At 39.5% G+C, this 25050-nt stretch carries 31 protein-coding genes and 1 pseudogene; 21 read left to right on the plus strand and 11 right to left on the minus strand.

What is annotated here, in order from left to right:
- Positions 1-5: 5 nt before the first annotated feature.
- Together ACYZ0U_RS01055 and ACYZ0U_RS01060 are read left to right on the plus strand one after the other, a co-directional pair.
- The gene (locus ACYZ0U_RS01055; RefSeq protein ID WP_461448908.1) at positions 6-1097 is read left to right on the plus strand and encodes a metallophosphoesterase; all 1092 of its coding nucleotides are present in this window, start codon (positions 6-8) and stop codon (positions 1095-1097) included.
- Between the two features lie 60 nt (positions 1098-1157).
- Positions 1158-2894 (plus strand): PAS domain S-box protein, encoded by a 1737-nt coding sequence (locus ACYZ0U_RS01060; protein ID WP_461448910.1) that lies wholly within the window; start codon positions 1158-1160, stop codon positions 2892-2894.
- A gap of 15 nt (positions 2895-2909) precedes the next feature.
- Here ACYZ0U_RS01060 and pfkA read toward each other — a convergent pair whose 3' ends face one another.
- The 4 genes from pfkA to ACYZ0U_RS01080 all read right to left on the minus strand — a co-directional run bounded on the left by pfkA (position 2910) and on the right by ACYZ0U_RS01080 (position 7075).
- On the minus strand, positions 2910-3887 hold the full coding sequence (gene pfkA / locus ACYZ0U_RS01065) for a 6-phosphofructokinase (RefSeq protein ID WP_461448912.1): 978 nt from the start codon (positions 3885-3887) through the stop codon (positions 2910-2912).
- Positions 3888-4032: 145 nt separating this feature from the next.
- Positions 4033-5784, minus strand: a complete 1752-nt coding sequence (locus ACYZ0U_RS01070; RefSeq protein WP_461448914.1) for a protein-disulfide reductase DsbD family protein — start codon at positions 5782-5784, stop codon at positions 4033-4035.
- A gap of 18 nt (positions 5785-5802) precedes the next feature.
- On the minus strand, positions 5803-6258 hold the full coding sequence (locus ACYZ0U_RS01075) for a protein-disulfide reductase DsbD domain-containing protein (protein ID WP_461448916.1): 456 nt from the start codon (positions 6256-6258) through the stop codon (positions 5803-5805).
- Between the two features lie 4 nt (positions 6259-6262).
- Positions 6263-7075: a biotin--[acetyl-CoA-carboxylase] ligase gene (locus tag ACYZ0U_RS01080; protein ID WP_461448919.1), complete on the minus strand. Its 813-nt coding sequence runs from the start codon at positions 7073-7075 to the stop codon at positions 6263-6265.
- Between the two features lie 15 nt (positions 7076-7090).
- On the opposite strand from ACYZ0U_RS01080, the gene rsfS reads away from it, so the two are divergent.
- The 9 genes from rsfS to rplS all read left to right on the plus strand — a co-directional run bounded on the left by rsfS (position 7091) and on the right by rplS (position 13707).
- A complete protein-coding gene (gene rsfS, locus ACYZ0U_RS01085; protein WP_461448921.1) occupies positions 7091-7465 on the plus strand; it encodes a ribosome silencing factor in 375 nt (124 codons plus the stop codon).
- A 68-nt stretch (positions 7466-7533) separates the two neighbouring features.
- On the plus strand, positions 7534-9654 hold the full coding sequence (gene ftsH / locus ACYZ0U_RS01090) for an ATP-dependent zinc metalloprotease FtsH (protein ID WP_461448923.1): 2121 nt from the start codon (positions 7534-7536) through the stop codon (positions 9652-9654).
- Between the two features lie 148 nt (positions 9655-9802).
- Entirely contained in the window at positions 9803-10441 is a 639-nt protein-coding gene (locus tag ACYZ0U_RS01095) for a LutC/YkgG family protein (protein ID WP_461448925.1), read from the plus strand.
- A 117-nt stretch (positions 10442-10558) separates the two neighbouring features.
- Positions 10559-11101, plus strand: coding sequence for a 30S ribosomal protein S16 (locus ACYZ0U_RS01100; protein ID WP_461448927.1), 543 nt, complete (start codon positions 10559-10561; stop codon positions 11099-11101).
- Between the two features lie 73 nt (positions 11102-11174).
- Positions 11175-11699, plus strand: coding sequence for a ribosome maturation factor RimM (gene rimM / locus ACYZ0U_RS01105; protein WP_461448929.1), 525 nt, complete (start codon positions 11175-11177; stop codon positions 11697-11699).
- A gap of 70 nt (positions 11700-11769) precedes the next feature.
- Entirely contained in the window at positions 11770-12231 is a 462-nt protein-coding gene (locus ACYZ0U_RS01110) for a hypothetical protein (RefSeq protein WP_461448931.1), read from the plus strand.
- Positions 12228-12428, plus strand: a complete 201-nt coding sequence (locus tag ACYZ0U_RS01115; RefSeq protein ID WP_461448933.1) for a helix-turn-helix transcriptional regulator — start codon at positions 12228-12230, stop codon at positions 12426-12428. Before ACYZ0U_RS01110 ends, ACYZ0U_RS01115 begins: the two co-directional genes overlap by 4 nt.
- Positions 12429-12483: 55 nt before the next feature.
- Positions 12484-13158 carry a tRNA (guanosine(37)-N1)-methyltransferase TrmD gene (gene trmD, locus ACYZ0U_RS01120; protein ID WP_461448935.1) on the plus strand — a complete coding sequence of 225 codons (675 nt, stop codon included), beginning with the start codon at positions 12484-12486 and terminating at the stop codon, positions 13156-13158.
- A gap of 201 nt (positions 13159-13359) precedes the next feature.
- The gene (gene rplS, locus ACYZ0U_RS01125; protein ID WP_461448937.1) at positions 13360-13707 is read left to right on the plus strand and encodes a 50S ribosomal protein L19; all 348 of its coding nucleotides are present in this window, start codon (positions 13360-13362) and stop codon (positions 13705-13707) included.
- A 312-nt stretch (positions 13708-14019) separates the two neighbouring features.
- On the opposite strand, the pseudogene ACYZ0U_RS01130 reads toward rplS, so the two are convergent.
- From ACYZ0U_RS01130 to ACYZ0U_RS01145, 4 genes and pseudogenes are all read right to left on the minus strand, one after another.
- Positions 14020-14673: pseudogene (locus ACYZ0U_RS01130) on the minus strand (phosphatidylserine decarboxylase family protein); the annotation flags it as partial.
- A gap of 54 nt (positions 14674-14727) precedes the next feature.
- On the minus strand, positions 14728-15537 hold the full coding sequence (locus ACYZ0U_RS01135; RefSeq protein ID WP_461448939.1) for a phosphatidate cytidylyltransferase: 810 nt from the start codon (positions 15535-15537) through the stop codon (positions 14728-14730).
- The gene (locus ACYZ0U_RS01140; protein ID WP_461448941.1) at positions 15534-15746 is read right to left on the minus strand and encodes a putative signal transducing protein; all 213 of its coding nucleotides are present in this window, start codon (positions 15744-15746) and stop codon (positions 15534-15536) included. The genes ACYZ0U_RS01135 and ACYZ0U_RS01140 overlap by 4 nt, the downstream gene beginning before the upstream one ends.
- Positions 15747-16691: a lysostaphin resistance A-like protein gene (locus tag ACYZ0U_RS01145; protein WP_461448943.1), complete on the minus strand. Its 945-nt coding sequence runs from the start codon at positions 16689-16691 to the stop codon at positions 15747-15749.
- 39 nt (positions 16692-16730) lie between these two features.
- On the opposite strand from ACYZ0U_RS01145, the gene dusB reads away from it, so the two are divergent.
- From dusB to ACYZ0U_RS01165, 4 genes are all read left to right on the plus strand, one after another.
- Complete coding sequence (dusB, locus tag ACYZ0U_RS01150) at positions 16731-17723, plus strand: tRNA dihydrouridine synthase DusB (protein WP_461448945.1); 993 nt, start codon at positions 16731-16733, stop codon at positions 17721-17723.
- Between the two features lie 45 nt (positions 17724-17768).
- Entirely contained in the window at positions 17769-18155 is a 387-nt protein-coding gene (gene apaG, locus ACYZ0U_RS01155; RefSeq protein WP_461448947.1) for a Co2+/Mg2+ efflux protein ApaG, read from the plus strand.
- A gap of 295 nt (positions 18156-18450) precedes the next feature.
- Positions 18451-18663, plus strand: a complete 213-nt coding sequence (locus tag ACYZ0U_RS01160; protein WP_461448949.1) for a hypothetical protein — start codon at positions 18451-18453, stop codon at positions 18661-18663.
- Positions 18664-18757: 94 nt separating this feature from the next.
- Positions 18758-19900 (plus strand): NAD(P)/FAD-dependent oxidoreductase, encoded by a 1143-nt coding sequence (locus ACYZ0U_RS01165; protein ID WP_461448951.1) that lies wholly within the window; start codon positions 18758-18760, stop codon positions 19898-19900.
- Between the two features lie 103 nt (positions 19901-20003).
- Here ACYZ0U_RS01165 and ACYZ0U_RS01170 read toward each other — a convergent pair whose 3' ends face one another.
- Positions 20004-20429 (minus strand): ankyrin repeat domain-containing protein, encoded by a 426-nt coding sequence (locus tag ACYZ0U_RS01170; protein WP_461448953.1) that lies wholly within the window; start codon positions 20427-20429, stop codon positions 20004-20006.
- A 507-nt stretch (positions 20430-20936) separates the two neighbouring features.
- Positions 20937-21347 carry an SPW repeat domain-containing protein gene (locus ACYZ0U_RS01175; RefSeq protein WP_461448955.1) on the minus strand — a complete coding sequence of 137 codons (411 nt, stop codon included), beginning with the start codon at positions 21345-21347 and terminating at the stop codon, positions 20937-20939.
- Between the two features lie 151 nt (positions 21348-21498).
- Between ACYZ0U_RS01175 and ACYZ0U_RS01180 the strand changes: the two genes are divergently transcribed.
- On the plus strand, positions 21499-21705 hold the full coding sequence (locus ACYZ0U_RS01180; protein ID WP_461448957.1) for a hypothetical protein: 207 nt from the start codon (positions 21499-21501) through the stop codon (positions 21703-21705).
- Positions 21695-21904, plus strand: coding sequence for a hypothetical protein (locus ACYZ0U_RS01185; protein WP_461448959.1), 210 nt, complete (start codon positions 21695-21697; stop codon positions 21902-21904). Before ACYZ0U_RS01180 ends, ACYZ0U_RS01185 begins: the two co-directional genes overlap by 11 nt.
- Here the strand turns inward: ACYZ0U_RS01185 and ACYZ0U_RS01190 are convergent.
- Positions 21901-22677, minus strand: a complete 777-nt coding sequence (locus ACYZ0U_RS01190; RefSeq protein WP_461448961.1) for an SDR family oxidoreductase — start codon at positions 22675-22677, stop codon at positions 21901-21903. The two genes, ACYZ0U_RS01185 and ACYZ0U_RS01190, sit on opposite strands and share 4 nt — an antisense overlap.
- A gap of 278 nt (positions 22678-22955) precedes the next feature.
- On the opposite strand from ACYZ0U_RS01190, the gene ACYZ0U_RS01195 reads away from it, so the two are divergent.
- The 4 genes from ACYZ0U_RS01195 to ACYZ0U_RS01210 all read left to right on the plus strand — a co-directional run bounded on the left by ACYZ0U_RS01195 (position 22956) and on the right by ACYZ0U_RS01210 (position 25047).
- Positions 22956-23327 carry a diacylglycerol kinase family protein gene (locus tag ACYZ0U_RS01195; RefSeq protein WP_461448963.1) on the plus strand — a complete coding sequence of 124 codons (372 nt, stop codon included), beginning with the start codon at positions 22956-22958 and terminating at the stop codon, positions 23325-23327.
- Positions 23317-24042, plus strand: a complete 726-nt coding sequence (gene recO, locus ACYZ0U_RS01200; RefSeq protein ID WP_461448965.1) for a DNA repair protein RecO — start codon at positions 23317-23319, stop codon at positions 24040-24042. Before ACYZ0U_RS01195 ends, recO begins: the two co-directional genes overlap by 11 nt.
- 562 nt (positions 24043-24604) lie before the next feature.
- Positions 24605-24727 (plus strand): hypothetical protein, encoded by a 123-nt coding sequence (locus ACYZ0U_RS01205; protein WP_461448967.1) that lies wholly within the window; start codon positions 24605-24607, stop codon positions 24725-24727.
- Positions 24727-25047 (plus strand): hypothetical protein, encoded by a 321-nt coding sequence (locus ACYZ0U_RS01210; RefSeq protein WP_461448969.1) that lies wholly within the window; start codon positions 24727-24729, stop codon positions 25045-25047. The genes ACYZ0U_RS01205 and ACYZ0U_RS01210 overlap by 1 nt, the downstream gene beginning before the upstream one ends.
- Positions 25048-25050 lie beyond the last annotated feature (3 nt).

Below are 25050 nucleotides of genomic sequence, written 5' to 3' on the forward strand. Positions count from 1 at the left end.
AAAATATGCGCAAATTCCTTCAACGCCTTTTAACAAAACCCATAATTAACCTGGCAAATTCCATGTCTTCACGGCCAGATAAGAAACGTGTGAATGCTGCCTTAAGTGAGCTCAATCAAAATATTATTGATCATCCGGGGAATAAAGGCGAAATTATTCCTTTTGATCCTGAAAAGGATAAATTCATCATTCTGTCCGACCAGCATAAAGGCGCACGTGATGGGATGGATATTTTCGCAAAAGCAAATAAAAACTATTTAGCGGCTTTAGATCATTACCACAAAAATGAATTTTTCTACATTAATCTCGGTGATAGCGAAGAGCTTTGGGAAAACTTGTTAGTTACCGTGAAGCGACATAACAAACCTACGTTTGAAAAGGAAAAACTTTTCCTGCACCGCAAGGCATTTATTAAAATATTCGGTAATCACGACCTCTACTGGGCCAATGATCCGCTCGCACCGGTTAGCCTGATGCAGATATATGGCGAACGCATAAAAATTTATGAGGGCGTAGTCCTTCAAGCTGAAATAAACGATAAAATACTGAATATTTATATGACCCACGGGCACCAGGGTGATTTGCAAAGCGATGGCAATTGGTTCAGCAAATGGTTTGTATCGGATGTTTGGGGGCCATTCCAGTCATACCTGCGCATCAACCCAAATACGCCTTCAACCAATGATGACCTTAAAACGGCTCATAACAAAATGATGTATGAGTGGAGCTCGAAGCGTAAAAATACCTTGCTGATAACAGGTCATACCCATCAGCCCGTATTTAAATCGCTCACACATATTGAACTTTTATATGATCAGCTTGAAAAAGCGACATCGGCAGGTGATAAAAACGCAAAGGCTGAAATTGAAAAGCAAATTGGCCGTCGAGAAAAAAAGGGCGATAAAATGCCGAATTTTACAGGCTATTTAGATACCTATTTTAACAGTGGCTGCTGTTGTTTTGATGATGGTGACATTACCGGGATTGAAATAGCTAACGGCTTTATCAGGCTGATTAAATGGCGTTACAAGACTGATAAAGAAAGTGAAAGGATTATTTTGGAAGAAAGCAAACTTAGCGACCTTAAAATTACGTAACTTATTATCAACGTATTATTTGTAAATTTATTAACTTTATAAATACGCCGGCAAAATCCTATGCTCAACCACATATTAGCAGCTTTAAATGATTATACCTTTGCTTTTAACCAGGATGAAGGCTATTATTCTTACATAAGCGATAATATTGCAGAACTTGCAGGATATAGCAATTTCGATTTCGAAAATGACACTAATTTATGGTTTAGCATTATTGATGGCCGGGATATTAAAAAAGTTGAAGAACAATATGATAAACCCCTCTATGATGATAATTCTGTAAGTGTAACTTACAGGATCAGGACTACATCCAACCAGTTAAAGTGGGTTAATGAAAAAAGATGCTTATATACCGAAGATAGTGGCCAGAATATTCTATTAAGCATTGTTAAAGATCTGCAACGGGAAGATGAAGAAGGCTATAACAGAGAAGAAGCAGTAGCCGGTTATGGGATATTATTTGATAATAACCCTAACCCGATGTGGATATACGAAGTTTCTTCACTTCGTTTTTTAAAGGTGAACGCAATGGCTATAAAAACCTATGGCTACAGTGAGGCTGAGTTTTTAACCATGACCATACAAGATATTCGCCCTCAAGCAGATCAGGATAATTTGAACAATTTTTTAAAGGACCGGGGTATCAGCGAAGCGAATTTTAAAGGATACAGCAATTCAGGAATATGGCGCCACATAACAAAAAGCGGCGAGCTGATACATGCTGAAATGTATGGTGATACTATACAATATAAACATTACGATTGCCGACTAACTGTAGCCACCAATGTTACTGAGCGTTTATATTACCAGGAAGAAGCAAAAATAAGGGAGCAGTTTTTAAATTCGCTTATCGACTCACAAACCAATTTTTTGGTGCGGATTGATATGAACGGAAATTTCACCTTCGTTAACAAACGTTTTTTAAAAATACTAGGTTATAACAGAGCCGATATTGTAGGTAAGCATTTCACCGTCACATCCATACCTCAGGATTATCAGTTATGCGAAGATACTTTTTACAACTGCATCAATAACCCGGGTAAAATTGTTCATCTGGCGCACAAAAAGCGTGACTCGCGCGGAAACTTGCATGATACCGAATGGGAATTTATAGCCATTACTAACGAAAGCAAAGACGTTACCGGGATACAAGGCATTGGACAGGATGTTACCGATAGAATAAACTCACAAAAAGAAATTGCCTGGACAAAAAGCAGCCTTGAAGCCATTATAAATAATACAGAGGACCTGATATGGTCTGTAGACCGGAATTTTCGTTACTTATACATGAACCACGCTTTTAAAAACAATATTGCTAAATCAACCGGTACTATACCGCAAGCCGGGGATAATTCCTTGCAGGAAAAGTTTGGTGCGGAAATGCTAACCAAGTGGCGGAATTATTATACCCGTGCCTTTTCAGGTGAATCTTATGTGGTTGAAAACGAATTAACCGATCCGGAATCCGGCGAACTTTATTATTACGAAACCAGTTTTAATCCGATCCATAATTCCGATAATGTTATTACCGGCATTGGTTGTTTTTCGCGAAACATTTCAGAGCGAATAAAAGCGCGGAAATCTATCATTGATCAAAACGAAAGATTGCAAAATATAGCTTCGCTTAGTTCGCATGAACTACGCCGGCCGGTGGCAACCATGCTGGGCTTGATCAATATTATTGATAAAGAAAATTTCAGCAATCCTGATAACAAGGAAATAATTGATCACCTGTTGGTTACAGGTAATGAGATCGACGATGTGATTAGGTTAATCGTTAATAAAACTTTTATCTAGCCAAAAACGCCCTGCCTAAAGCGATAATATCTCAACTATTTTAAGAAAATTATTATTGATGTCGTGATCATGTTTAATGGCATGCTCAAACGGGGTGTAGGAAATTTCGTTATGAATAACACCGATCATTTCATTGCGGTGCCCATCGCGTAGCGCTTCAACAGCTGCCACACCAACACGGCTTGCCAACACGCGGTCCATACAAGTTGGTTTGCCTCCCCGCTGGATGTGGCCGAGTATAGAAACACGGGTATCGTAGTGAGGAAACTTCTCTGTTACTATCCTGCCAATTTCAAAAGCGCCACCCGCATCATCACCTTCTGCAGCAATTACAATCCTTGATGTTTTGTCTTTTCGGCCATTCTCCAAACGGTCAAGCAAGCCTGCCATGCCGTTTTTGTTCTCAGGGATCAGGATGGCCTCGGCGCCCGCTGCAATGCCGGTACGCAAGGCAATTAAGCCTGAGTCGCGGCCCATTACCTCCACAATGAATAACCTGTCGTGCGATTCTGCAGTATCCCTTATCTTATCCACCGCGTTTACTACGGTATTAATAGCAGTATCATAACCAATAGTAAAATCGGTGCCCATTAGGTCATTGTCAATCGTTCCCGGCAGACCAACAATTGGAATATCATATTCGTGCCCAAAGATCTTGGCACCTGTGAATGTACCATCGCCGCCGATAGCAACAAGGGCATCAATACCGTTCGTTTTTAAATTATCATAAGCTATTTTACGCCCTTCGGGAGTACGGAACTGGTCGCAACGCGCAGTTTTTAAAATAGTACCACCACGCTGAACGATATTTGATACAGATTTACGGGTCATCTTAAACATATCGTTCCTTACCATGCCTTCGTAACCGCGTAAAATGCCGGTAACTTCGATATCATAGTACATAGCTGAACGTACAACTGCCCTAATGGCAGCATTCATGCCCGGCGCATCGCCGCCTGATGTGTATAATCCAATATTTTTAATCTGCGTCATTATAAAAGGGCGCTAAAAGCGTTGTAAGTAAATGCCGCTTTACAAATAATAGTTGAAACCATTATCTATAAAGACGGGCGAATTTACATTAATTTTTTGTGAGCGCTATTTGTTTTTTAAAAACTTAACGCTGCCTGCAACGACATTATTTTTTGTAAGCGGCGATACCTGATTCTAAAAACTTATTATAATCAGCTATCTCATAATCCGCAGGAGATGGATTGATTACAGCGCCGGTTTTGTCGGTAAGCAAATTGCCATCGCTATCCAGCATTACATAAAAAGGCTGCGAGTTGGAGTTGAAACGGCTTGCTTCCAGATCGCTCCATTTACCGCCTAAATTGGTGATGGTTTTACCACTGTAGGTAGATACGAATCGATCACCGGCAGACAGTGCTTTCTTATCATCAACCACTAATTGCAGTAGTACAAAATCATTTTTAAGGTGATTGTATACTTGTGGGTTGCTCCAAACATTAGCCTCCATTTTACGACAGTTAACGCAATTGAACCCCGTAAAGTCGATCAATATGGGTTTATGTATTTTTTTTGATTCCTGCAGGGCTTGTTCATAGTCATACCATGGGTCTAACCCTTTTGTTCTTATGCGCTCATAACCACCATCGGCAGCGTATTTTCTGTTTTTTATGGATGCTGTATCTACTGCACCGCCGGAGCTATTTCCGCCCGGCGATTGCGAGAGATCAAAATCCTGAGTTGCTATAGGCGGTAAAAACGCGCTGATAGATTTTAAAGGTGCACCCCATAAGCCCGGTATCATATAAATCACAAAAGCAAATACGATGATGGCGAAAAATGTGCGCGGTACTGATAGGTATGATGTATCGCTATCATGCGAAAATTTTATCTTGCCAATCAAATATAAACCCATCATCAAGCCAATCGCGATCCATAAGGAAAGAAAGATCTCCCGGTCAAACCAGTTCCAGTGATAGGCCAGATCGACATTCGATAAAAACTTAAGTGCGAAGGCCAGTTCTAAAAACCCCAAAACAACCTTAATATTATTTAACCACCCGCCAGACTTTGGCAGGCTCTTTAAAGCTGACGGGAATAAGGCAAACAAAGTAAATGGCAATGCTAATGCAACCGAAAATCCAAGCATCCCTACTGCCGGGCCAAGGCGGTCGCCTTTAGAAGCGGCATCAACCAATAAAGTTCCGATAACCGGCCCTGTACAGGAGAATGATACCACAACCAGCGTTGCGGCCATAAAAAATATACCTGCCGAGCCGCCTTTGTCGGCATTGGCATCCAGTTTATTGCCTAATGAGCTTGGCAGGGTGATCTCAAATGCACCCAAAAACGAGGCTCCGAACGTGATCAGTAATAAAAAGAAGAAAACGTTAAATATGCCATTAGTAGCCAGCGCGTTTAACGCATCTGAACCAAATATGACGGAAATGGCCATTCCCAGCGCCACATAAATAATGATAATGGATAAGCCGTATATTAGTGATTGAAAAATTCCCTTACGCCTTGATCCAGCTTTTTTAGTAAAGAAACTTACGGTTAACGGCAATAACGGGTAGATACATGGCATCAGTACTGCTGTAAAGCCGCCTAATAAGCCTAATAGAAAGATGTCCCAAAGCGTTTTTGGTATTTCTACCTTTATTTTAACATTTACGCCGTGTTGAGTACCCGATTTCGCTTCCGCTAGTGCTTGTTCGGTTTTAGCTTTGGTTGCATTCATCTGCTTGCGCATGGCAATGCTATCGGCAGCTGTAGGGATACTTGTAAACTGCACATCGCTTGATAATGTGGTGTCCGCTTTTTGTGCGTGAACAAGCCTGGGTATGCTTAATAAAGCAGCAAAAACAATGCAGGTTACCAGTAAAAGCTTAACTGCAGATCCGTATTTTGAAAGTTTCATTTGTTAAGATCTGTATAATTACTTGGCAGGAACAGGGATGCTAAAGTCAACATCATCCGGTGGAAGGCATTTGCGGTCGTTACAGGTCATATACTCTAAACTGCCTTTAACAACAGTAGCGCCCGCTGTTTTTAGTTTTATTTTTTGCTGAAAGGTTACTGTTTTTTCAAAATAACTAACATCAATACCAAAGGCTTTTTCAAACTTAACTAAAGGAGCCGGCTCCGATGCTTTACCTTCCAAGCTGTATTCTTTTGATGCCGGAAAAGTAAACGATGTTTTAACCGGGCCGCCATCTTTTTGGTTGATGGAGTAAATGTGCCATTCAGGCTCAATAGTTGCCCGTAAAAATACAACGGCTTCTGTCCCGCTGATCCTTTTCGCAGCGTATGCCCATTTTACCGGAGCCTCTATTTGCGCGAAAGCGCTTACACTCAATCCTAATACAGTTAAAAGTACGAGTAACTTTTTCATTAATTTATTTGTTTAAAAATTCAATTTCTTTAAAGTTGAAGAATAATTCTGTTTCAAATTTGTTTTGCACAACCAATATCCCATTATCCTGCACATTGATGATCTTGCCTTCAAATTCTCCCGCAGAAGACCTAAAACGCTTAAATTCCTTTAACCAATATAGTCGGGATAAATATTCTTTCCTTACAACTTCAACCTGGCCTGCCTTAAGTTTAAGGTACCACGCCTCGATATGACTGCAAATGTGCGATAATATCAGCCGCAAATCGTAATCCTGTTGTAATATCTGTCTTACCGAGATCGCGTTAGGTACAGTTTCCGGAAAACTTGCCTGGTTTATATTTAAACCGATGCCGATTACGGCGTGTTTTATCTGGTTCCCTTGTATGGCATTTTCTATCAGCATGCCGCCAAGTTTCATATCATTGTAATAAATATCATTTGGCCATTTTATTTTTAAAGCATCGCCAAGCAAAGGTTCTAAGGCATCGTAAACACCTAAACTAATTACGCGCGTAAGGTCAAATTGATTTGATATTGCTAAGAATGAGGGTTTTAATAATAAACTGAAGGTTAAATTTTTCCCATCCTCGCTATGCCAGCGGTTTTGCTGTTGCCCGCGGCCCGCATACTGGCTCTCTGCCATAATGACCGTTCCCTCCGGCAATGGCTTGGAATTTGACAGGGTATTCTTTAGGAATGTATTTGTTGAATCAACTTCTTTAAGCGTGATTAAATTTTGTCCAACAAATAATCCTGAAATAATGTTATTTTGCAAAGTATATTTATATAATATTTGTAAATCAAAATCGTTCAAAACTAACTCTTTTTGATGGTAAAAAGTAAAACGTTAAAGGAATCCACCTATCTTTCTGAACTTGCCATACATGGCATGCAGGAAAAAAAGGGGAATGAGATTGTAAGGTTAGACCTCCGGAATATTTTCAGTTCAGTATCTGACTACTTTGTGATATGCCATGCCGACTCGGCAACACAAGTACGCGCAATTGCAAACAGTGTTGAAGAAGAAATTTTTAAAGCCACGCAGCAGGAACCCTGGCGCAAAGAAGGCTTAGAGTATAGCGAATGGATCTTACTGGATTATATTGATGTTGTGATACACATTTTCAGGACTGACAAACGTGAGTTTTATGGTGTAGAGGATTTGTGGGGAGATGCAGAAATTAAGTTTTATAAAAGTGCCTGATAAAAAAGCTGCTTTTTAGCGGCTTTTAATGTTAAAATGTAAATTAGTAAGTTTGCTGTTGTAAAGAAATGAAAGATACTAAAGATAATAAATTGGAAAAACCCAAACCAATAAGGAAAATATCGAATAAGAAATCAGTTAAACCGCCAAAGTTTAACTTTATGTGGATATACGGCATTATTTTATTTGCCATGTTTGCTTTTGTTTACATGATGAATGATATACCGGGTAAACCGCTCCCTTTTCAGCAGTTCATCGTAATGCTTAAAGGTGGTGATGTAGAGCGGGTTGTAGCGTCAAAAACAGGTGATTACATTACTGCGGATGTTTATCTTACGAAAAGCGCTTTAAAAAAGCCGCAGTACGCTGATGTTGCTAAAGATCAGGGGTCTTTAAGTATGTCTGGCACAAGTCCGCAATATGAGTTTACTTATCCTACGTTAGAAAGCTTAAACCAGGCAATATTAGCTGCTGAAGCTGGTATGCCTGACGCGCAAAAGGTAGATATTCAATACAAACAAAACGAAAGCCTTTTCTCAAATCCACTGGTACAAATTGTACTGATGGTAATTTTGGTTGTCGGTTTATGGCTGTTCGTAATGCGCCGCATGTCGGGCGGTTCAGGCGGTGGCCCGGGTGGCCAAATTTTCAATATCGGTAAATCAAAAGCTACCCTGTTTGATAAAGAAGCGCAGGTATCCGTAACATTCAATGATGTTGCCGGGCTTGAAGAAGCGAAACAAGAGGTAATGGAAATTGTGGATTTCCTTAAAAATCCTAAAAAATACACCAACCTTGGTGGTAAAATACCGAAGGGCGCATTGCTGGTGGGTTCACCGGGTACAGGTAAAACACTATTGGCTAAAGCTGTTGCAGGCGAAGCGCAAGTGCCTTTTTTCTCATTGTCCGGTTCTGATTTTGTGGAGATGTTTGTAGGTGTGGGTGCGTCACGGGTTCGTGATCTCTTCCGCCAGGCTAAAGATAAGGCGCCATGTATCATCTTTATTGATGAGATCGATGCGATTGGCCGCGCCCGAGGTAAAAATAATATCGTAGGCGGTAATGATGAGCGCGAAAATACATTGAACCAGTTATTGGTGGAGATGGATGGTTTTGGTACCGATTCAGGTATCATCATCCTTGCAGCAACTAACCGTCCGGATGTACTGGATTCAGCATTATTGCGCCCGGGACGTTTTGACAGGCAGGTATCTATTGACAAACCGGATTTGATCGGCCGCGAACAGATCTTCAAAGTGCACCTAAAACCAGTTAAAATGGCAGAAGGTGTTGATGCTAAAAAATTATCAGCACAAACACCGGGTTTTGCGGGTGCAGAAATTGCAAACGTTTGTAACGAAGCAGCGTTGATAGCTGCCCGTAAAAACAAAGAGGCCGTTGATATGCAGGATTTTCAGGATGCGATCGATCGTGTGATCGGTGGCTTGGAAAAGAAAAATAAGATAATCTCTCCCGAAGAAAAACGCATTGTGGCCTACCACGAAGCAGGCCACGCTATTGCAGGCTGGTTCCTGGAGCATGCCGATCCTTTGGTTAAAGTATCTATCGTCCCGCGTGGTGTTGCAGCTTTAGGGTATGCCCAATATCTGCCAAAAGAGCAATTCTTATATACCATTGAGCAATTAGAAGATGGCATGTGCATGACTTTAGGTGGCCGCGTTGCTGAAGACCTGGTATTCGGTAAAATATCCACCGGTGCCCAAAACGATTTAGAGCGCATAACCAAATTAGCTTATGCCATGGTTACTATATACGGTATGAACGAGAAAGTTGGTAACGTATCATTTAATGATCAGCAAGGTGAATACCAGTTTAACAAACCATACTCAGAAAAAACATCTGAACTGATCGACTCTGAAGTTCGTAACCAGATCAATACTGTTTACCAACGCACCAAACAGTTATTAACTGATAAACGTGACGGGTTAGAAGCACTGGCCAATAAACTGATCGAAAAGGAAATTTTGTTCCAATCTGATTTGGAGGAAATATTAGGCAAGCGTCCGTTTGATAACCGTACTACTTATGATGAGTTTGTAAACGGCCCCCCTGCAGAATCAAACCAGGACCCTGCCGCGCAAGGCTTGGTACACGAGGGTGTTGGCGATCATTCAGGAACATTCGAAAGAAACCCTGAAGAAAAAGAAGCAAGCTCCGGCAACGAATAGCTTTTTAATTAAAAGTTGAACGTAAAAAGTTGAAAGTTAAGATGGCTTTCAACTTTTTACGTTTATAAGAGTTTGTACTTAAGACATGTACGTTTTGGACTTTAATTTTAAACTTTTAACTTTCACCTTTTAACTTTCAATTCCAAAAATGAGGGATATCACTACATCAAAGGAAAAACTACTAAAAAAGATCCGCAAGGCCTTGCTCGAAAAGCGGGACAACCCGTATCCTAATTTAGAGGACCTGCCGATGTATGAGCCTAATGAAGAACTGTTAGAAGTACTTTTCGCCGAGCAGTTCACCAATATTGCGGGTCAGTTTGTTTTTTGTGAGGATGAGATCCAATTTGTAGAAAACCTGCTTACCCTTGCCGAAGAGCGCAAATGGCACAAGATTTATTGCTGGGAACCGCCTTTACAGGAGATCTTAAAAAAATACGAATATCCTTTTTTTGAAACTGATAAAGATTTTGAAGATGCGCAGGTAGGTTTTACCCTTTGCGAAGCCTTAATTGCACGTAATGGTAGTATTATGCTGTCGAACGCTAATATGGCAGGCCGCAGGTTGAGTATATACCCGCCGGTGCATATTGTGCTGGCCTACACTTCACAATTAATGACAGATCTGAAAGATGGTTTTAAACTCATCAAAACTAAATACGGTCACCAGTTACCATCCATGATAACTACCATTACCGGCCCAAGCCGTACATCTGATATTGAAAAAACACTGGTTTTAGGTGCCCACGGCCCTAAGGAATTATTTGTGTTTTTGTTGGATGGATAATTGACTATCAAAGTTTTATTACAAAGTCTTTTATGTATAGTTTATTTTACATACCTTTGCAGCCCCGCTGAAAGATAACTCCGGGGATAATGTTGAACACATAAAGAAAATTAAAGAATGGCAACTAAAATCAGATTGCAAAGACACGGTAAAAAAGGAAAACCTTTTTACTACATCGTAGTGGCAGATGCACGCGCTCCAAGAGACGGGCGTTTTATTGAGCGTTTAGGTTCATACAACCCAAACACCAACCCGGCAACTATCGATATCAATTTCGACAAAACGCTTGATTGGGTTAACAATGGCGCACAACCAACTGACACTTGTCGCGCAATACTTTCATATAAAGGTGTATTGTACAAAAAACACTTACAAGGTGGTTTAAAGAAAGGTGCTTTAACCGAAGAACAAGTTGAAAGCAAATTTGCTGAGTGGACCGACGCTAAAGAAGGTAAGATCACCGGTAAAAAAACAAGTTTAGTTTCAGCGAAAGATGAGGCCCGCAAAGCAGCTTTAGCAGCAGAAGCTATTAAGAAAGAAGAAAAAGCAGCAGCTATCGCAGCTAAAAATGCTCCTGCTGTTGAAGAAACTCCTGAAGAAGAAGCTCCGGCAGCAGAAGCAGCTGACGAAACTTCAGCAGAAGCAGAAAGCGCTGAGTAATTCTTTCTAATTTTTATACAAAAGGCGAAGATCTGTTTAAGGTTCTTCGCCTTTTGCTTTTAAAACCATTTTTATGAAAATCGAAGATTGTTTCAGGATAGGCACCATTTTAAAAACCCGCGGCCTTAAAGGCGAGCTGCAATTGTATGTCGACTTTGAGAATCTGCATGACATTAACATTGAGGCCATTTTTATTAATATGGCCGGTAAACTGGTGCCTTATTTTGTTGAATCGATCAAATATCCGCAAAAGGGTGTTGCCTATATTTATGTAGAGGATATTGATACCATCGAGAAAGCCACTCCCCTGGCAAAAAAAGATGTTTACCTGCCCAACAAAATCAAACCTAAAAAGAAAAAATCAGAATTTACGTTAAAAGATTTGCTAGGTTTTACAGCGATAGATGAAAACGAAGGCGAATTAGGAGAGATCACTGAGATAAACGAATTTCCGCAGCAATTGATCGCTACTGTAAATTACAAAGATTGTGATGTGCTGTTCCCACTTAATGAAAGCATCATCAAAGCAATTGATGTGGTGAAGAACGAGGTGTTTATTGATCTGCCGGATGGATTATTGGATATTTATTTGGATTAAAAATATATTTGTCAAATATACTTGACTTTTGTAAAGTTTGTTTTACATTTGGTAAATCAAACTTTACTATATGAAAACACGATTTTTATTTCCTCACCTATTTCGGATAGCAGGATATTTTTGCCTAATTGGTTATATTCCAGTTATGGTCTTCAAGAAAATTTTGCATAACGGATATAATAACCAAAACCCCGCAAAAAAATTAGCAGATTCTTTAAGTGTTTTTAATAGCGAGCATGTATTATTTGCGATTGCCATGATATTAATTACCATAGGTTTGTTACTTATTGCTTTTGCAAAGGAGAAAGTTGAGGATGAACAAATATTACAAGTGCGATTAGATTCATTGCAATGGGCGGTCTATTTCAATTATATAGTTTTGATACTTAGTATATTTTTTGTGAATAGCTTTCATTTTCGCGATATCTTATTTATCAATTTGTGGTCATCATTGATATTCTTTATCGTTCGGTTTCGCTGGAAAATATACCAGAATAATCGTTTATTAAGAAAGGACGGGGATATGATATGAAAAATAATATTCGTATTGAGCGCGCCATCAAGAATATTACCCAAGCTGATCTTGCAAATCTGATAGGCGTGTCTCGCCAAACTATAAATACTATTGAAAGTAATCGTTATGTACCATCAACTGTTTTAGCATTAAAAATTGCAAGAGTATTTGATAAACCCGTTGAAGAAATATTTATACTAAGTGACGAGGATTAGAGAATAGCGGTTGACTCTTATATCTCGACTCTCTCAAAAAACCTATCTTTGCCTTATGCGTTTTGATATCATCACTGTATTGCCCGGTTTATTGGAAAGCCCTTTTGCTCATTCAATTTTACAGCGTGCGCAAAAAAAGGGGATTGCTGAAATATACGTACATAATTTGCGCGATTACGCCACCAACAAGCAAAAAAGCGTAGACGATTACCCTTACGGTGGTGGCAGCGGTATGGTAATGACCATCGAGCCCTTTGCGGCCTGCATCAATAAGCTAAAATCAGAGCGGGAATATGATGAGATCATCTTTATGTCGCCGGATGGTGAAACGCTTAACCAGGCCATGGCTAACCAGCTATCCATCAAACAAAATATTATTATCCTTTGCGGGCATTATAAAGGCATAGACCAGCGCATACGCGACCTGTTTGTAACTAAGGAGATCTCCGTGGGCGATTATGTGTTATCAGGCGGTGAGCTTCCTGCGGCGATTGTGGTTGACGCGGTTGTGAGGCTGATCCCGGGTGTTTTATCAGATGAAACATCAGCATTGTCTGATTCCTTCCAGGATGGTTTGCTGGATGCCCCGGTTTATACCCGCCCGGCGGACTGGAATGGCAACAAGGTGCCCGATATCCTGTTAAGCGGCAATACCCCCGAAATTGAAAAATGGCGCTTTGAGCAGGCTGTAGAACGCACTAAACAGCGCAGGCCTGATCTGTTGGAGTAATTGGTTGATTATGTTGACTGGTTGAATAGTTGATTAGGTTAATTTTGAAATTTGAGTGATATTTTAAATAAAACTACTCACACACTTAACTATTCGACTAAATAAACAAATTTTCAAAATCCGTTTTTTATTCTAAAAAAATATTCCTATACTTGCAATCCGATTTTTACGGGTTAAAAATCGCTTTAAGAGCTTAAAATCATGGATTTAGTAAAATTTGTAGAAGAGCAAACAGTAGTAAAATCGCAATTTCCTTCATTTAAGGCGGGTGATACTGTTAGTGTGCATTATAAAATCAGAGAAGGAAATAAAGAACGTGTTCAGTTATACCAAGGCGTTGTTATTCAACGTAACAGCGTTGGTGTTAGCGAAACTTTCACTGTACGTAAAGTATCAAACGGTGTTGGTGTTGAGCGTATTTTCCCTGTAAACTCTCCTAACATTGAAAAAGTTGAGGTTAATAGCCATGGTAAGGTTCGTCGCTCTAAACTTTACTACCTGCGTGCCCTTACCGGTAAAGCAGCTCGTATTAAATCAAAAAGAGTTTAATTCTGCTTCTCTTTTAAAGGGAACTTACAAAATATTTAAAAGCCTTTACGTTACTTCCGTAAAGGCTTTTTGTTGTGGGTTATAGTTTAAATTTTCCGCAAATATAGCGCAAAAAAAATCTCGATGTCTCAACCGCGATTTAATATCAGATAGCATTAAGCTTTATGAAATATCTTTCTTAATAACTTTTTTAGCAGGCGCGTCCGCATGTTCAACAACCAAAGTTGGTTCCGGATGTGCATCTGCAGAAGCAATTGAAAGTTTGTTAACATTAACAGTTTCAACTTTAGCTTTCGCAGGCGTAACTTGCGCTAATTCAGCCAAAACAGTTCGGCCGCCTTTTACAACATCACCAATGTTAACTTTAACGTTAGTGCCAAGCGGTACATAAATATCAACTCTCGAGCCAAACTTAATAAAGCCGAACTGGTCACCTTGCTGTACTTGATCTCCTTCCTTTACATACCATACTATCCTGCGGGCTAAAGCGCCTGCGATCTGGCGGAACAATATCTGGGTTCCTGCGCTATTCTCAATTACAACTGTTGTACGCTCGTTTTCGGTAGATGATTTCGGGTGCCAGGCAACCAGGTATTTACCGGGGTGGTATTTAAAGTATTTTATCACACCACTTATCGGGTTACGGTTAATATGCACATTAACAGGCGACATAAATACCGATATTTGGATCCGTTTGTCTTTTAAAAATTCAGTTTCGGTAGTTTCCTCAATTACCACAACTTTACCATCAGCAGGGCAAAGTACCGCTGTATCGTTCTGCGTAATTTTGATTGATGGACTGCGGAAGAACTGTACAATAATAATAAACAGCAGCGCTGATAGTATATAGATAATCCATTTTAAAGTATGCGCATCAGGGTAATAAAATTGAATTACAGCATTCAATACAAATATGAACAGGATGCAGATGGCAAGGGAAGTATATCCTTCTTTATGAAAAGTCATTGGTCAGTTTTTTGTTGTAAAGATAAAATATGAGCGCAATTATTATGCTAATTATTATTTCGAAATGAAGTACAGGTAACTATATACAATTGGAGCAGCTAAAAACAAGCCATCGAACCTGTCGAGCAAGCCACCGTGTCCAGGTAATATGCCGCCACTATCCTTTACATTGATGCTGCGTTTAAACATGGATTCAACTAAATCGCCCATGGTGCCAATTGTGCCGATCAGCACAGCCATAATTACCCACTCGCTCCAATTCAGCTCTAAATAAAAATGACTAATGATCAATCCAACCCCGGCGGCAATAACCACACCGCCTATAAAACCTTCCCAGGTCTTTTTAGGCGAATGACGCTCGAACAATTTATGTTTTCCAAATGCCCTGCCTGTAAGGTATGCGCCGGTATCGTTACTCCAAAGCATAAGTAAGAAAGCCATAGGGAAATGAGAATTAAAAGTTCCCTGTAAGTAAGCTAAAGCGTGGAAAAATGTGAACGGGATAATGGTTAAAATCAAGCCTAAAAAAGTATAAGCCAGGTTAGTGAAAGGTGCGGGTGTTTTTTTGAAAAGCTCCTGCGCGAATACCGCGGTTATTAGCAATACGATTAAAAAAGGCCACTGGCGAAAAGTATCATCGTTATTAGCAGTAATTACCGCGAAAATGGCGTAAATACCAGATCCGGTTAACATGCCGGTTGCCTGGTTTGGGCTGATACCCGTTTGTTTGATGAGCGAATAAAACTCGTTTAAACAAAGTAAACTCAGCAACAAATAAAAGCCTCCGAATACCCAATGCCCTAACAGCACAGATGCCAGCATCACAATAATAAAAAAGAAACCCGTTATAGCGCGTGTTTTCATAATTCGATTTGATTGAGTATAAGCAGCTCAATGGCGTGGTCAAAATCCTCCTGGTGAACGTAAACCTCCACATTGCCAAAGCTGCGGTACGAGGAATCCTGCTTGTTGAGCAAAACAGCTTCTACCTTGTGCTGTAAAAGCATTTGCTTCACAATCTCCGACTGATAAAAATTGGTTGATTTGTAAATTTTGACCCAGTTTTTTTCCATTTATAAGCTTACCGGCTTTTTACCTAATGCAATGTTGCGGTATACATAAAACAAAAATAATATAATTATAAGGCTTACAATATATCCCGAGTAATTAAATACGTGCTGGTCGTCAGGGTTGATGCTGATCTGCTTGTGCTGCGACAAGTAGGTGATAAGCACATCGGTACCGTTATTTACAAAATGCCCAACCACTGCAGGCCAGATGCTGCCGCTATAAACAACAAAATACCCGAACAGCGCTCCTAATAAAACCCGTGGTAAAAACCCAAAAAACTCCATGTGAAAAGCGCTGAATATAATAGCCGTGATCCATACCGCAACGTGCGTGTTTTTGGTCCAGCGTAAAAATATGGTTTGCAGGCATCCCCTAAACATAAATTCCTCGGCAATAGCTGTTAAAAATGCTACTACGAACAGGTCGAAGAAGAGATCATACAGCGTGTTCATTTTCAGCATGGCATCCTGTGCCTTTTGGGCCGTAGCTTCACTGGCGCGCATCCAGTCGTCAACGGCCTTTAAAAAATGAGGCAGCACCATTTTTTGGTTGATGTTACTCAGCAATTCTATCAGGGGCAGCGAAAAAAACATAATAACAAATGCTATCAGCAATAAAACCAATGGGAATTTTGGTGTATCTCTCAAATATTCATGCGGTTCACGAACAATCAACCAGGCAAATGCTATTGGTGTAATAAACAGTGGAACGGTAGTGCTTATGATCTGTAATATCCATAAAGCGTTAAGCGAACTTTTACTGTTGATATTGTAAGCCATCACATCAGTCATGGCCTGACTGCCATATTTTGCAGAAATAATAGCCTCGGCAGTAAAAAGACCTACGATAACCAGCCCTACTAAAAGCGTAAAAAGTATAACAAACTGAAAGAAAGGATGTATGCTAACATTCGGCTCAATGTCATGTTTCTCACGCTTGTTTATCATCCGATATAAAATTTTGTATTTTTGCAACGAAGATAAGGTATGAGTGTACAAATAGGAAATATTGATTTAGGCGAATTCCCGCTTTTGTTAGCGCCGATGGAGGACGTGAGCGATCCGCCGTTCCGTTATGTGTGCAAGCAAAACGGCGCCGATATGATGTATACCGAATTCATCAGCAGCGAGGGTTTGATCCGCGATGCAGCCAAAAGTCGCCAGAAGCTGGACATTTTTGAATACGAACGCCCGATAGGCATCCAAATCTTTGGAAGCGATATCGACCATATGCGCGAGGCTACAGAAATTGCTTCGTTAGCTGGGCCTGATTTGATGGACATCAACTATGGCTGCCCGGTTAAGCAGGTTGCATGCCGTGGAGCAGGTGCCAGTTTGTTGCAGGATATCGACAAGATGGTTGCCATGACTAAAGCGGTGGTTAATGCCACGCATTTGCCCGTAACCGTTAAAACCCGCTTAGGCTGGGATGACAATACAAAAAACGTTTACGAAGTAGCCGAACGCCTGCAGGATGTGGGTATAAAAGCGCTAACCATACATGGCCGCACCCGAGCGCAAATGTACAAAGGCGTGGCTGATTGGGCATTGATAAGGGATATTAAGAAAAACCCGCGAATTCAAATCCCGATCTTTGGGAATGGTGATATCGACTCGCCCGAAAAGGCTGCCGACTGGCGTTTGGAATATGGTGTGGATGGGATGATGATCGGCAGGGCTGCCATTGGTTACCCCTGGATATTCCGCGAGATAAAACATTATTTTGCTACCGGTGAACATTTAGCCAAACCAACTATCGCCGAGCGTGTTGAAGCTTGCAGAACACATTTGGAAAAATCTATAGAATGGAAAGGCCTTAAAACAGGTGTATTTGAAATGCGCAGGCATTATTCCAACTACTTTAAAGGCATAGATCATTTTAAGGAATACCGGATGAAACTGGTTACCGCTGGCAATGCCGATGATGTATATGGGCTATTAGCCGAAATAAATGAAAATTATGCCTATACAATGGCGTAAAATTTGTATATATAATTATATATTTGAATTAAGTACAGCAATTAAATGGTTACAACAATTACCGATGGTGTTAAAGTTTCAGTAGAAACAATCTATCAGCCCGAATATTCTAATCCGGGTAATGACCATTTTATGTTTGCTTACCGCGTTAAAATAGAGAATATGGGCGATTACGCTGTTCAGCTTTTAGCCCGCCACTGGTATATTTTTGACTCCAATGGTGCCAAGCGCGAGGTGGAAGGCGAAGGTGTAGTTGGCCAGCAACCTATGATAGAACCCGGACAAGCGCATGAATATGTGTCAGGTTGTAACCTGAAAACTGACATGGGCAGCATGAAAGGCGAATACCAGATGATTCGCCTGATGGATAATTCTGTTTTTAATGTCAAGATCCCTGAATTTTATCTGATCACGCCGTATAGGATGAATTAATAAAATTTTGTTTTACTCTAACATTGACACTGCTTTCTATCCCACAATTTAAAATTTCAAAGAACATTCTCAGCCCTTTCACAGAGCATTACCGCTACATAAATTTCGGGAAATGGATTGGAAAAGTATTGACACTGTTTTGCCGGCACTTTTGGATTTAGGCGTAAATCACAGATAATTACTCAATTGCATTAAAACAATTATTGCAATATCTAATTAACTAAATTATTATCTTATTAATTAAAACATTGCTTGTGTAAGCCTGTTATTACAATATAAATCAATTATAAATATTATGGCAACTACAAAACACAGCCACCACGAAGACGCGGCTAAAGAACATGAATCAGCAGCTAAACATCACCGTGCTGCACACACTGCCCACAACGAAGGCAATGAAGAAAAAGCTGCATCACATGCACATGCAGCAAGTGGTCACCATGCTAAAGCAGGTGAGCATGCAAAATCAGCATCAAAAAAACATGCTGAATCGCACAGTTCAAAATAATTGTATTATCAACCAATGCAATTAAAAAGTCCCGACTAATTTTAGTTGGGACTTTTTTGTGTTGTTCATTTCCCTCCAATGACTACATTTGAGTTTGGAAGCAAACTTTTCATACTGGGAGCGCAGCTCGTTTATTGATAATGCCGATGTGATCATCATTGGCAGCGGACTGGTTGGTTTAAGCGCGGCGCTGCATTTAAAGCAAATAGAACCTGCCTTAAAAGTATTGGTTTTGGAGCGTGGCTTTCTGCCATCAGGTGCTAGTACCAAAAATGCGGGATTCGCCTGTTTCGGCACAGTGTCCGAACAATTGGAAGCCCTGGAGCATTCATCGGAATATGAAGTTGCCCGACTGGCAAACTATAAATGGCGCGGCCTGCAACGCCTAAGGCGGAATTTGGGCGATAGTAATATCGATTATCACCAGCATGGTGGCTACGAACTTTTTATGGCTGATGAAGCAAAACTTGCCGAAGAGCACATCGCGAAGATCCCCTGCATCAACAAACTCTTGCAGCAAGCCATCGGTAGTGATAGCATTTATTCGGCTGCTGACCATAAAATAGCTGATTTTGGTTTTGATAACGTAAGCCGAATGATCTTCAACCCTTTCGAGGGACAAATTGATACCGGTAAAATGATGCGTGCCATATTGAACAAGGTGTGTGATGCAGGTATTTTAGTTTTAAACTCCTGTGAGGTAACTAATATTGAGCAGTTAAACAATGGCGTCCACCTGAAAACTTCTCAGGGGAATTTTAAAACCGCAAAGTTAATCCTGGCGACCAATGCATTCGCTAATCAACTATTTCCGGATCTAAAGGTAATTCCCGGCAGAGGTCAGGTATTAATTACGAAACCGATTACGGATTTAAAGCTAAAAGGTACCTATCATTTTAATAAAGGCTATTACTATTTCAGGAATATCAATAACCGGGTGCTATTCGGCGGTGGGCGTAATTTGGATTTTGAGGCTGAAGCAACCTGGGATTTTGGCCACACCGAAAAGGTAAAACAACAATTAACCGCCTACCTTAATGAAGTGATCTTGCCCGGGCAAAATGTGGAGATCGATTACTGGTGGAGCGGCATTATGGGTTTCGGCGAGGATATAAGCCCGATAGTAAAGTTGGTTGAACCCAATGTTTTTTGTGCGGTGCGGTGCAACGGCATGGGCGTAGCCATGGGTAGTTTGGTTGGCGAGGAAGTGGCAGGACTAGCGCTGCAATCGTTATAAATATTCGCTTAGTTAATATTCTTTCTGTTCCATCGCATCATTCCAATAAAAAGCCGGGACACAATAAACGGGTTCCAGCTTTTTATTGTTTAGCCCTTATATATTAACCGTTGGAATTTAATAAATCTAATATCGCCTGGTTGTTGTTTGTTTTAGCATAGTCAAATGCCTTCAGGTGCTTTTTATCAGTGATATTAATATTTGCACCACGGTTTACTAAAAAATTAACCATATCTAAATTATTAGCATTTACTGCTGTAATCAACGCAGTGTTACCCACCTTATCTTTCATGTCAATCTTAGCATCTAACTCTAATAAAAGTTTAGCAACACGTAACTGGCCGTTTTCAACAGCAACAATAAGTGGTGTTTCGCCCTGTGCGTTGCGGGCATTGATGTTAGCGCCATTGGCTAATAAAAAACGGATACCAGGGATATCATTTGTTTGTACCGCTGTAAAAATGTTTTGAGCAAAAATTGGTAATGCGAACAATGCAAATACACATAATAGGATAACTTTCTTTTTCATTTTTTTTAATATTTAATAATCAGGGGGTTAATTTTTTTAAATTTCCCCTAATAACGTAAGAAGGTTATACGAAGGTTTTGTTCATTTTTTGAGGAGATAGATGTTACAACTCCTTGTTTTCTTTGTACGAAAGATTAATTATCGGTGTAAACATGCCTATTTAAATTTAAAACTAATAAATATACCAAAATGCGATTCGGAAACCACATCGAATTAATCTATGGTTAAATTTAAGTTGTGTAAATTCTAATTTTGCAATTACAAAAAAATGACAGTTTATAGCTAACAGGAATATATCATCTTGTATTTTAGCCTGCTAAATCTGTTTACCTAAAGGGTACGTACCGCTTTGCTACAATAAATATTTGAGCTTTACTTTCATTTAACCAGTTCAGGTTTGCCTTATGCGATAAAAAACGATGCGTAATAAAGCAAAAAAGCAGTTGAAATATTCAACTGCTTTTTTATATTCGTAATATCACCTAAAATTGGTGAAACCTAAAATATTTATTCTGAATCAGTACCTTGTAATTGCCCTTCAGGTAAATGACGACGGTATCTGTCAGTAAATGGAGATTTGTGTGTAAAGGCGCCGGCAATAAATATTAAGCCGCCTATTAAAACCTGTGGCCAAAATTCTTTAGTGTAAAAACCATACATAAATGGCGATAATAACAGAAATGAGCCGATAACAACATCTAAAAACAAATGCATTTCCATTGGGAACTGCTTGAAAAAACCATGTTTATTATTACTGAAAACTGCCATAATAAATTGCATCCAGCCAAAAAGTAATGGTAAAAACAAAGCGGAACCGCCTACTTTGTAATAACCAAAAGCAAATGGACTGCCCCATAATAAAGCAACTGCTAACCAGTTGATAACTCCGTAAGTTGATAGTGAAATGAATGGTTTCATTCGTATTGAGTATTATGTTTAAAACTACGCTGCTAAATTAATAATTTATAGCGGGAGTTTGTTTTGAAAGTTTAAAAATTATTTCATTAATAACTGTTTATACCCATATTACGGATATTGACAATACGGAAAATTGCATTACATTAGTAATATGAAAAACAACCTAACCCTGGCAATAGCATTAGTGCTTTTTTCTGTAGCACTTTTAGTTTTAAGCATAACAACTAAAAATCAGGTAACCGAAAAACTTACCAGCCTGTTATTAGGACTAACAACCCTAACACTGGTTAACGGGTTAAATATCGTATACCGTTACTTTAAACAATTAAACAAAGCACCTAATATTTATGAAAAATAAAATAATTCGTTTTTCAGTTGTAACAGCCGCTTGTTTAATGGTTTATACTCTAACAACATTTGGCTATTTTAAAAGTATAAAGATCGCCGATTTTTTGAGCGGGTTTTCACTTGGCATAGGTTCGGTAACCGCCATCGCTTTAATTTATAATATAGTTATAGCGATACAACGAAAAGACAATACTGCAACGATAAACTAAAATATACTCCTATTTGCCCCGCCATCTACCTGTATGGTAGTTCCGGAAACATAAGAAGCCTGCTCCGAAGCTAAAAATACTACCACTGCTGCAAGTTCCTCGGGTTTGCCAATCCTGCCTAATGGGATAGTTTTTGCTTTTTCTTTCAATGCCGTTTCCGGGTCCTGCCCTTTTGGTACGGTATCTTTTATCCGGTCAGTCGCGATCAATCCCGGGCCAACATTATTCACGGTGATTTTATATGGTCCAAATTCGTCGGCCATCAGTTTAGCCATACCAACAATACCCATCCGCATGCTGGTTGACAATACCGAATTTGCCAGCACCGATTTTACCGATCCGCTAACAATGTTGATGATGCGCCCATTGCCTGACTCCTTTAAATAAGGCAGAACCAGCCTGCTCATATGTGCCACGCTTAACAGGTTCAGTTCGAAGGCCTTCTGCCATGCCGTTTCATCAAAATGCTCAAACTTATCAAAAGGTGGTCCGCCCGCATTATTTAGCAGGATATCAATCCGGCCGTAAACAGCCGCCGCTTTTTTAACAAAGTTTTCTATATCCTCACTTTTACTCACATCAATGGGGATGGCTGTAACCTCGTTGCCGGTTTGCTTTTTTATCTCATCTGCTGTTTTATTCAGTTCATCCGTATCGCGCGAGCCAATAATAACCTTTGCGCCTTCGGCAGATAATAGATTGGCGATAGCCTTGCCTAATCCTTTACTGGCAGCTAATACAATAGCCACTTTGTTGGTGAGTTTTAAATCCATTAATGTAGAATCTAGATATTAGCATCCAGAGTCAAGATAAGAACCAATTTCAGACAGATTTTGTTCGGCTAATAAAATAATTTCAAAGAACAGTTTATATGCTTTCACAAGCATATGATCCCCGGTACATACAAATTTCGGCAAATGAATTGGAAGAAGTACTGACACTGTTTTGTCAGTAGTGCTCAGCGCAGTCAGGTGAGTCCAATATATGCTATGCTTTCAATCTTGATTCCTGCCTCTTTACTCTTGCTTCTTTTTTAACTAAGTTTGATGCAATGATCAAAAAGCTCATACGTAGTTTCGGTTACGCCTTTAAGGGCCTTGCTTATGCAACCAAAAGCCAGCTTAATTTCAGGATTCACCTGTTTGCGGCTGTACTGGCTATTGTATTGGGTTTTGTTTTGAATATTACCGCGCCTGAATGGCTGTGGATCTGCCTAAGCATAGCTATTGTATTGCTTACAGAACTTACCAATACCGGGATAGAAACCCTTACAGATCTTGTATCGCCAGATTATAACGAAAAAGCCGGCCACGTGAAGGATATTTGCGCCGGGGCGGTAGTTGTGGCGGCCACCTTTGCGCTCATCACCGGGCTCATCATCTTTTTACCCAAAATAATCCTCGTTTTTCACCATGTTGCATAAAACGCGGGCAATCGTTTTTAAAACTACAGATTATGGAGAAAGCAGTGTTATTGTGCAGCTTTTTACAGAAAAATTTGGTTTGCAGTCGTACATCATCAATGGGGTAAAAAAGCCGCGAGCTAAAATATCTGCAAACATGCTTCAACCCCTGCATTTGCTGGATGCCGTGGTTTACCATAAAAACAGTAACAGTGTGCAACGCATAGCCGAGCTTAAAAATTCACCGGTTCTGTTATCGTTACCTTACGATGTGATCAAAAGTTGCGTCGCTATTTTTTTGAATGAAGTTCTTTATAAAGCAGTAAAGCAACAGGGAAGTGATGAAAGCCTGTTTGAATTTGTTTTTAGTTCAATAGAATGGCTGGACCATCAGCAAACCGGACTAGCCAATTTTCACCTATTGTTTTTGATCCAGCTTACGCGATACCTGGGCTTTTACCCCGATACAACCTTTGCATCTAACGCAGAATATTTCGACATGAAGAACGGCATATTCACGCGGTATAAGCCGGATAGCTTTTCTTATTTGTCGCCCCCACACACATTAAATTTTTATAACCTGCTGGAATGCAGCTTTGAAAATTCCCCTCAATTAAAGTTAAGTACCGACGAACGCCGTTACCTGCTGAATAAGCTAATAGAATTCTATGCATTGCATATTGAAAGCTTTGGGAATATCCGCTCCCAGGCTGTACTCGAAGAGGTTTTGAGCTGATTTAAAAATCAAGTCAAAAAAAAAGAGAAAGCTTTCGGGCTATCTCTTTTTTCATTTTAACTGACCTCATTATTATATCATAAAGAACAAGCTTGTTAGACCGATAATAACAATGGCGCAAATATATAATTTGAAACAATACATGTATAATTTTTTAACTTTTTTTAACTAAAAAAGCTTGAAAAAACATCAAAAAATCTACATTTTTTACTTAAAAACAATCAAAAAAATATAATTTTAGCTATAAATCGATATATAATTTGAATTTTTTATCCAAAAATCATTAAAATACGGATTGTTATTATAAAAATTAAAAAAGTGATTAATTTTTAATTTTTTATGTCCAAAAAACAAAAAAAATACTTTTTTCGATTGAAAACTTAATATTCGGTTCGCTTTATGTTAAACTGAAATATTTATTAAATATTTATTACTTGCCGTTAAGCCGTATATAATAACTAACTTACCAAAAACCACTAAAACTTGGTTTTAAAACTCTCCCTTAGGCATTACCAATTATCTGTTACGGTAATATTTAAGCTTTCTGCTAATTGAAAAAATCATGAGTAAAGACAAAAAAAGTATGCCTAACCCGGTAGGAAAAAAGGCGCCATCCGATTACCAGTCAGGTAAAACATCTACGGCAAAAATTGAAATTGCACCGCTAACTAAAAAGAAGAAATAATGATAAATGAAACGATAGAGCGCAAAGCAAAAATGTATGTCTACGATTTAAATAACTGCGCGACAGAAAATGGCTTTAAAGCTGATGAAACATGGGAGTTTAGTTTAGCTACTGATGATGAAAAAGTAGCGCTCGAAAAAAAGTACTTCCCGACCATATCGGCTAAAGTTTTGCCTGAATTTTTGTCGGAATTGTTTCACCAGGTAAAAGCAAAGCTGGTACATGCAAAATATAATGCCGAAAGAACGGGACAGCATAATGTAACTGAAAGCGGCTTGCAATATTTAATTGCCTATAACCCTGCCAGGTTACGCCACTAAATA

It is taken from the genome of Mucilaginibacter sp., assembly GCF_965225845.1.
In the GTDB taxonomy this organism is placed as follows: domain Bacteria; phylum Bacteroidota; class Bacteroidia; order Sphingobacteriales; family Sphingobacteriaceae; genus Mucilaginibacter.

Bases quoted from the DNA above. Each gene is read 5' to 3' on its own strand.
- ACYZ0U_RS01060 (WP_461448910.1), top strand. From the start codon at position 1,158: ATGCTCAACCACATATTAGCAGCTTTAAATGATTATACCTTTGCTTTT.
- ACYZ0U_RS01180 (WP_461448957.1), top strand. From the start codon at position 21,499: ATGAAAAACAACCTAACCCTGGCAATAGCATTAGTGCTTTTTTCTGTA.
- ACYZ0U_RS01205 (WP_461448967.1), top strand. From the start codon at position 24,605: ATGAGTAAAGACAAAAAAAGTATGCCTAACCCGGTAGGAAAAAAGGCG.
- rimM (WP_461448929.1), top strand. From the start codon at position 11,175: ATGAAAATCGAAGATTGTTTCAGGATAGGCACCATTTTAAAAACCCGC.
- ACYZ0U_RS01100 (WP_461448927.1), top strand. From the start codon at position 10,559: ATGGCAACTAAAATCAGATTGCAAAGACACGGTAAAAAAGGAAAACCT.
- pfkA (WP_461448912.1), bottom strand. From the start codon at position 3,887: ATGACGCAGATTAAAAATATTGGATTATACACATCAGGCGGCGATGCG.
- ACYZ0U_RS01110 (WP_461448931.1), top strand. From the start codon at position 11,770: ATGAAAACACGATTTTTATTTCCTCACCTATTTCGGATAGCAGGATAT.
- dusB (WP_461448945.1), top strand. From the start codon at position 16,731: ATGAGTGTACAAATAGGAAATATTGATTTAGGCGAATTCCCGCTTTTG.
- rsfS (WP_461448921.1), top strand. From the start codon at position 7,091: ATGGTAAAAAGTAAAACGTTAAAGGAATCCACCTATCTTTCTGAACTT.
- trmD (WP_461448935.1), top strand. From the start codon at position 12,484: ATGCGTTTTGATATCATCACTGTATTGCCCGGTTTATTGGAAAGCCCT.
- ACYZ0U_RS01115 (WP_461448933.1), top strand. From the start codon at position 12,228: ATGAAAAATAATATTCGTATTGAGCGCGCCATCAAGAATATTACCCAA.
- ACYZ0U_RS01145 (WP_461448943.1), bottom strand. From the start codon at position 16,691: ATGATAAACAAGCGTGAGAAACATGACATTGAGCCGAATGTTAGCATA.
- ACYZ0U_RS01175 (WP_461448955.1), bottom strand. From the start codon at position 21,347: ATGAAACCATTCATTTCACTATCAACTTACGGAGTTATCAACTGGTTA.
- ftsH (WP_461448923.1), top strand. From the start codon at position 7,534: ATGAAAGATACTAAAGATAATAAATTGGAAAAACCCAAACCAATAAGG.
- rplS (WP_461448937.1), top strand. From the start codon at position 13,360: ATGGATTTAGTAAAATTTGTAGAAGAGCAAACAGTAGTAAAATCGCAA.
- ACYZ0U_RS01055 (WP_461448908.1), top strand. From the start codon at position 6: ATGCGCAAATTCCTTCAACGCCTTTTAACAAAACCCATAATTAACCTG.
- ACYZ0U_RS01070 (WP_461448914.1), bottom strand. From the start codon at position 5,784: ATGAAACTTTCAAAATACGGATCTGCAGTTAAGCTTTTACTGGTAACC.
- apaG (WP_461448947.1), top strand. From the start codon at position 17,769: ATGGTTACAACAATTACCGATGGTGTTAAAGTTTCAGTAGAAACAATC.
- ACYZ0U_RS01195 (WP_461448963.1), top strand. From the start codon at position 22,956: ATGATCAAAAAGCTCATACGTAGTTTCGGTTACGCCTTTAAGGGCCTT.
- ACYZ0U_RS01140 (WP_461448941.1), bottom strand. From the start codon at position 15,746: ATGGAAAAAAACTGGGTCAAAATTTACAAATCAACCAATTTTTATCAG.
- ACYZ0U_RS01190 (WP_461448961.1), bottom strand. From the start codon at position 22,677: ATGGATTTAAAACTCACCAACAAAGTGGCTATTGTATTAGCTGCCAGT.
- ACYZ0U_RS01210 (WP_461448969.1), top strand. From the start codon at position 24,727: ATGATAAATGAAACGATAGAGCGCAAAGCAAAAATGTATGTCTACGAT.
- ACYZ0U_RS01075 (WP_461448916.1), bottom strand. From the start codon at position 6,258: ATGAAAAAGTTACTCGTACTTTTAACTGTATTAGGATTGAGTGTAAGC.
- recO (WP_461448965.1), top strand. From the start codon at position 23,317: ATGTTGCATAAAACGCGGGCAATCGTTTTTAAAACTACAGATTATGGA.
- ACYZ0U_RS01160 (WP_461448949.1), top strand. From the start codon at position 18,451: ATGGCAACTACAAAACACAGCCACCACGAAGACGCGGCTAAAGAACAT.
- ACYZ0U_RS01135 (WP_461448939.1), bottom strand. From the start codon at position 15,537: ATGAAAACACGCGCTATAACGGGTTTCTTTTTTATTATTGTGATGCTG.
- ACYZ0U_RS01095 (WP_461448925.1), top strand. From the start codon at position 9,803: ATGAGGGATATCACTACATCAAAGGAAAAACTACTAAAAAAGATCCGC.
- ACYZ0U_RS01185 (WP_461448959.1), top strand. From the start codon at position 21,695: ATGAAAAATAAAATAATTCGTTTTTCAGTTGTAACAGCCGCTTGTTTA.
- ACYZ0U_RS01170 (WP_461448953.1), bottom strand. From the start codon at position 20,429: ATGAAAAAGAAAGTTATCCTATTATGTGTATTTGCATTGTTCGCATTA.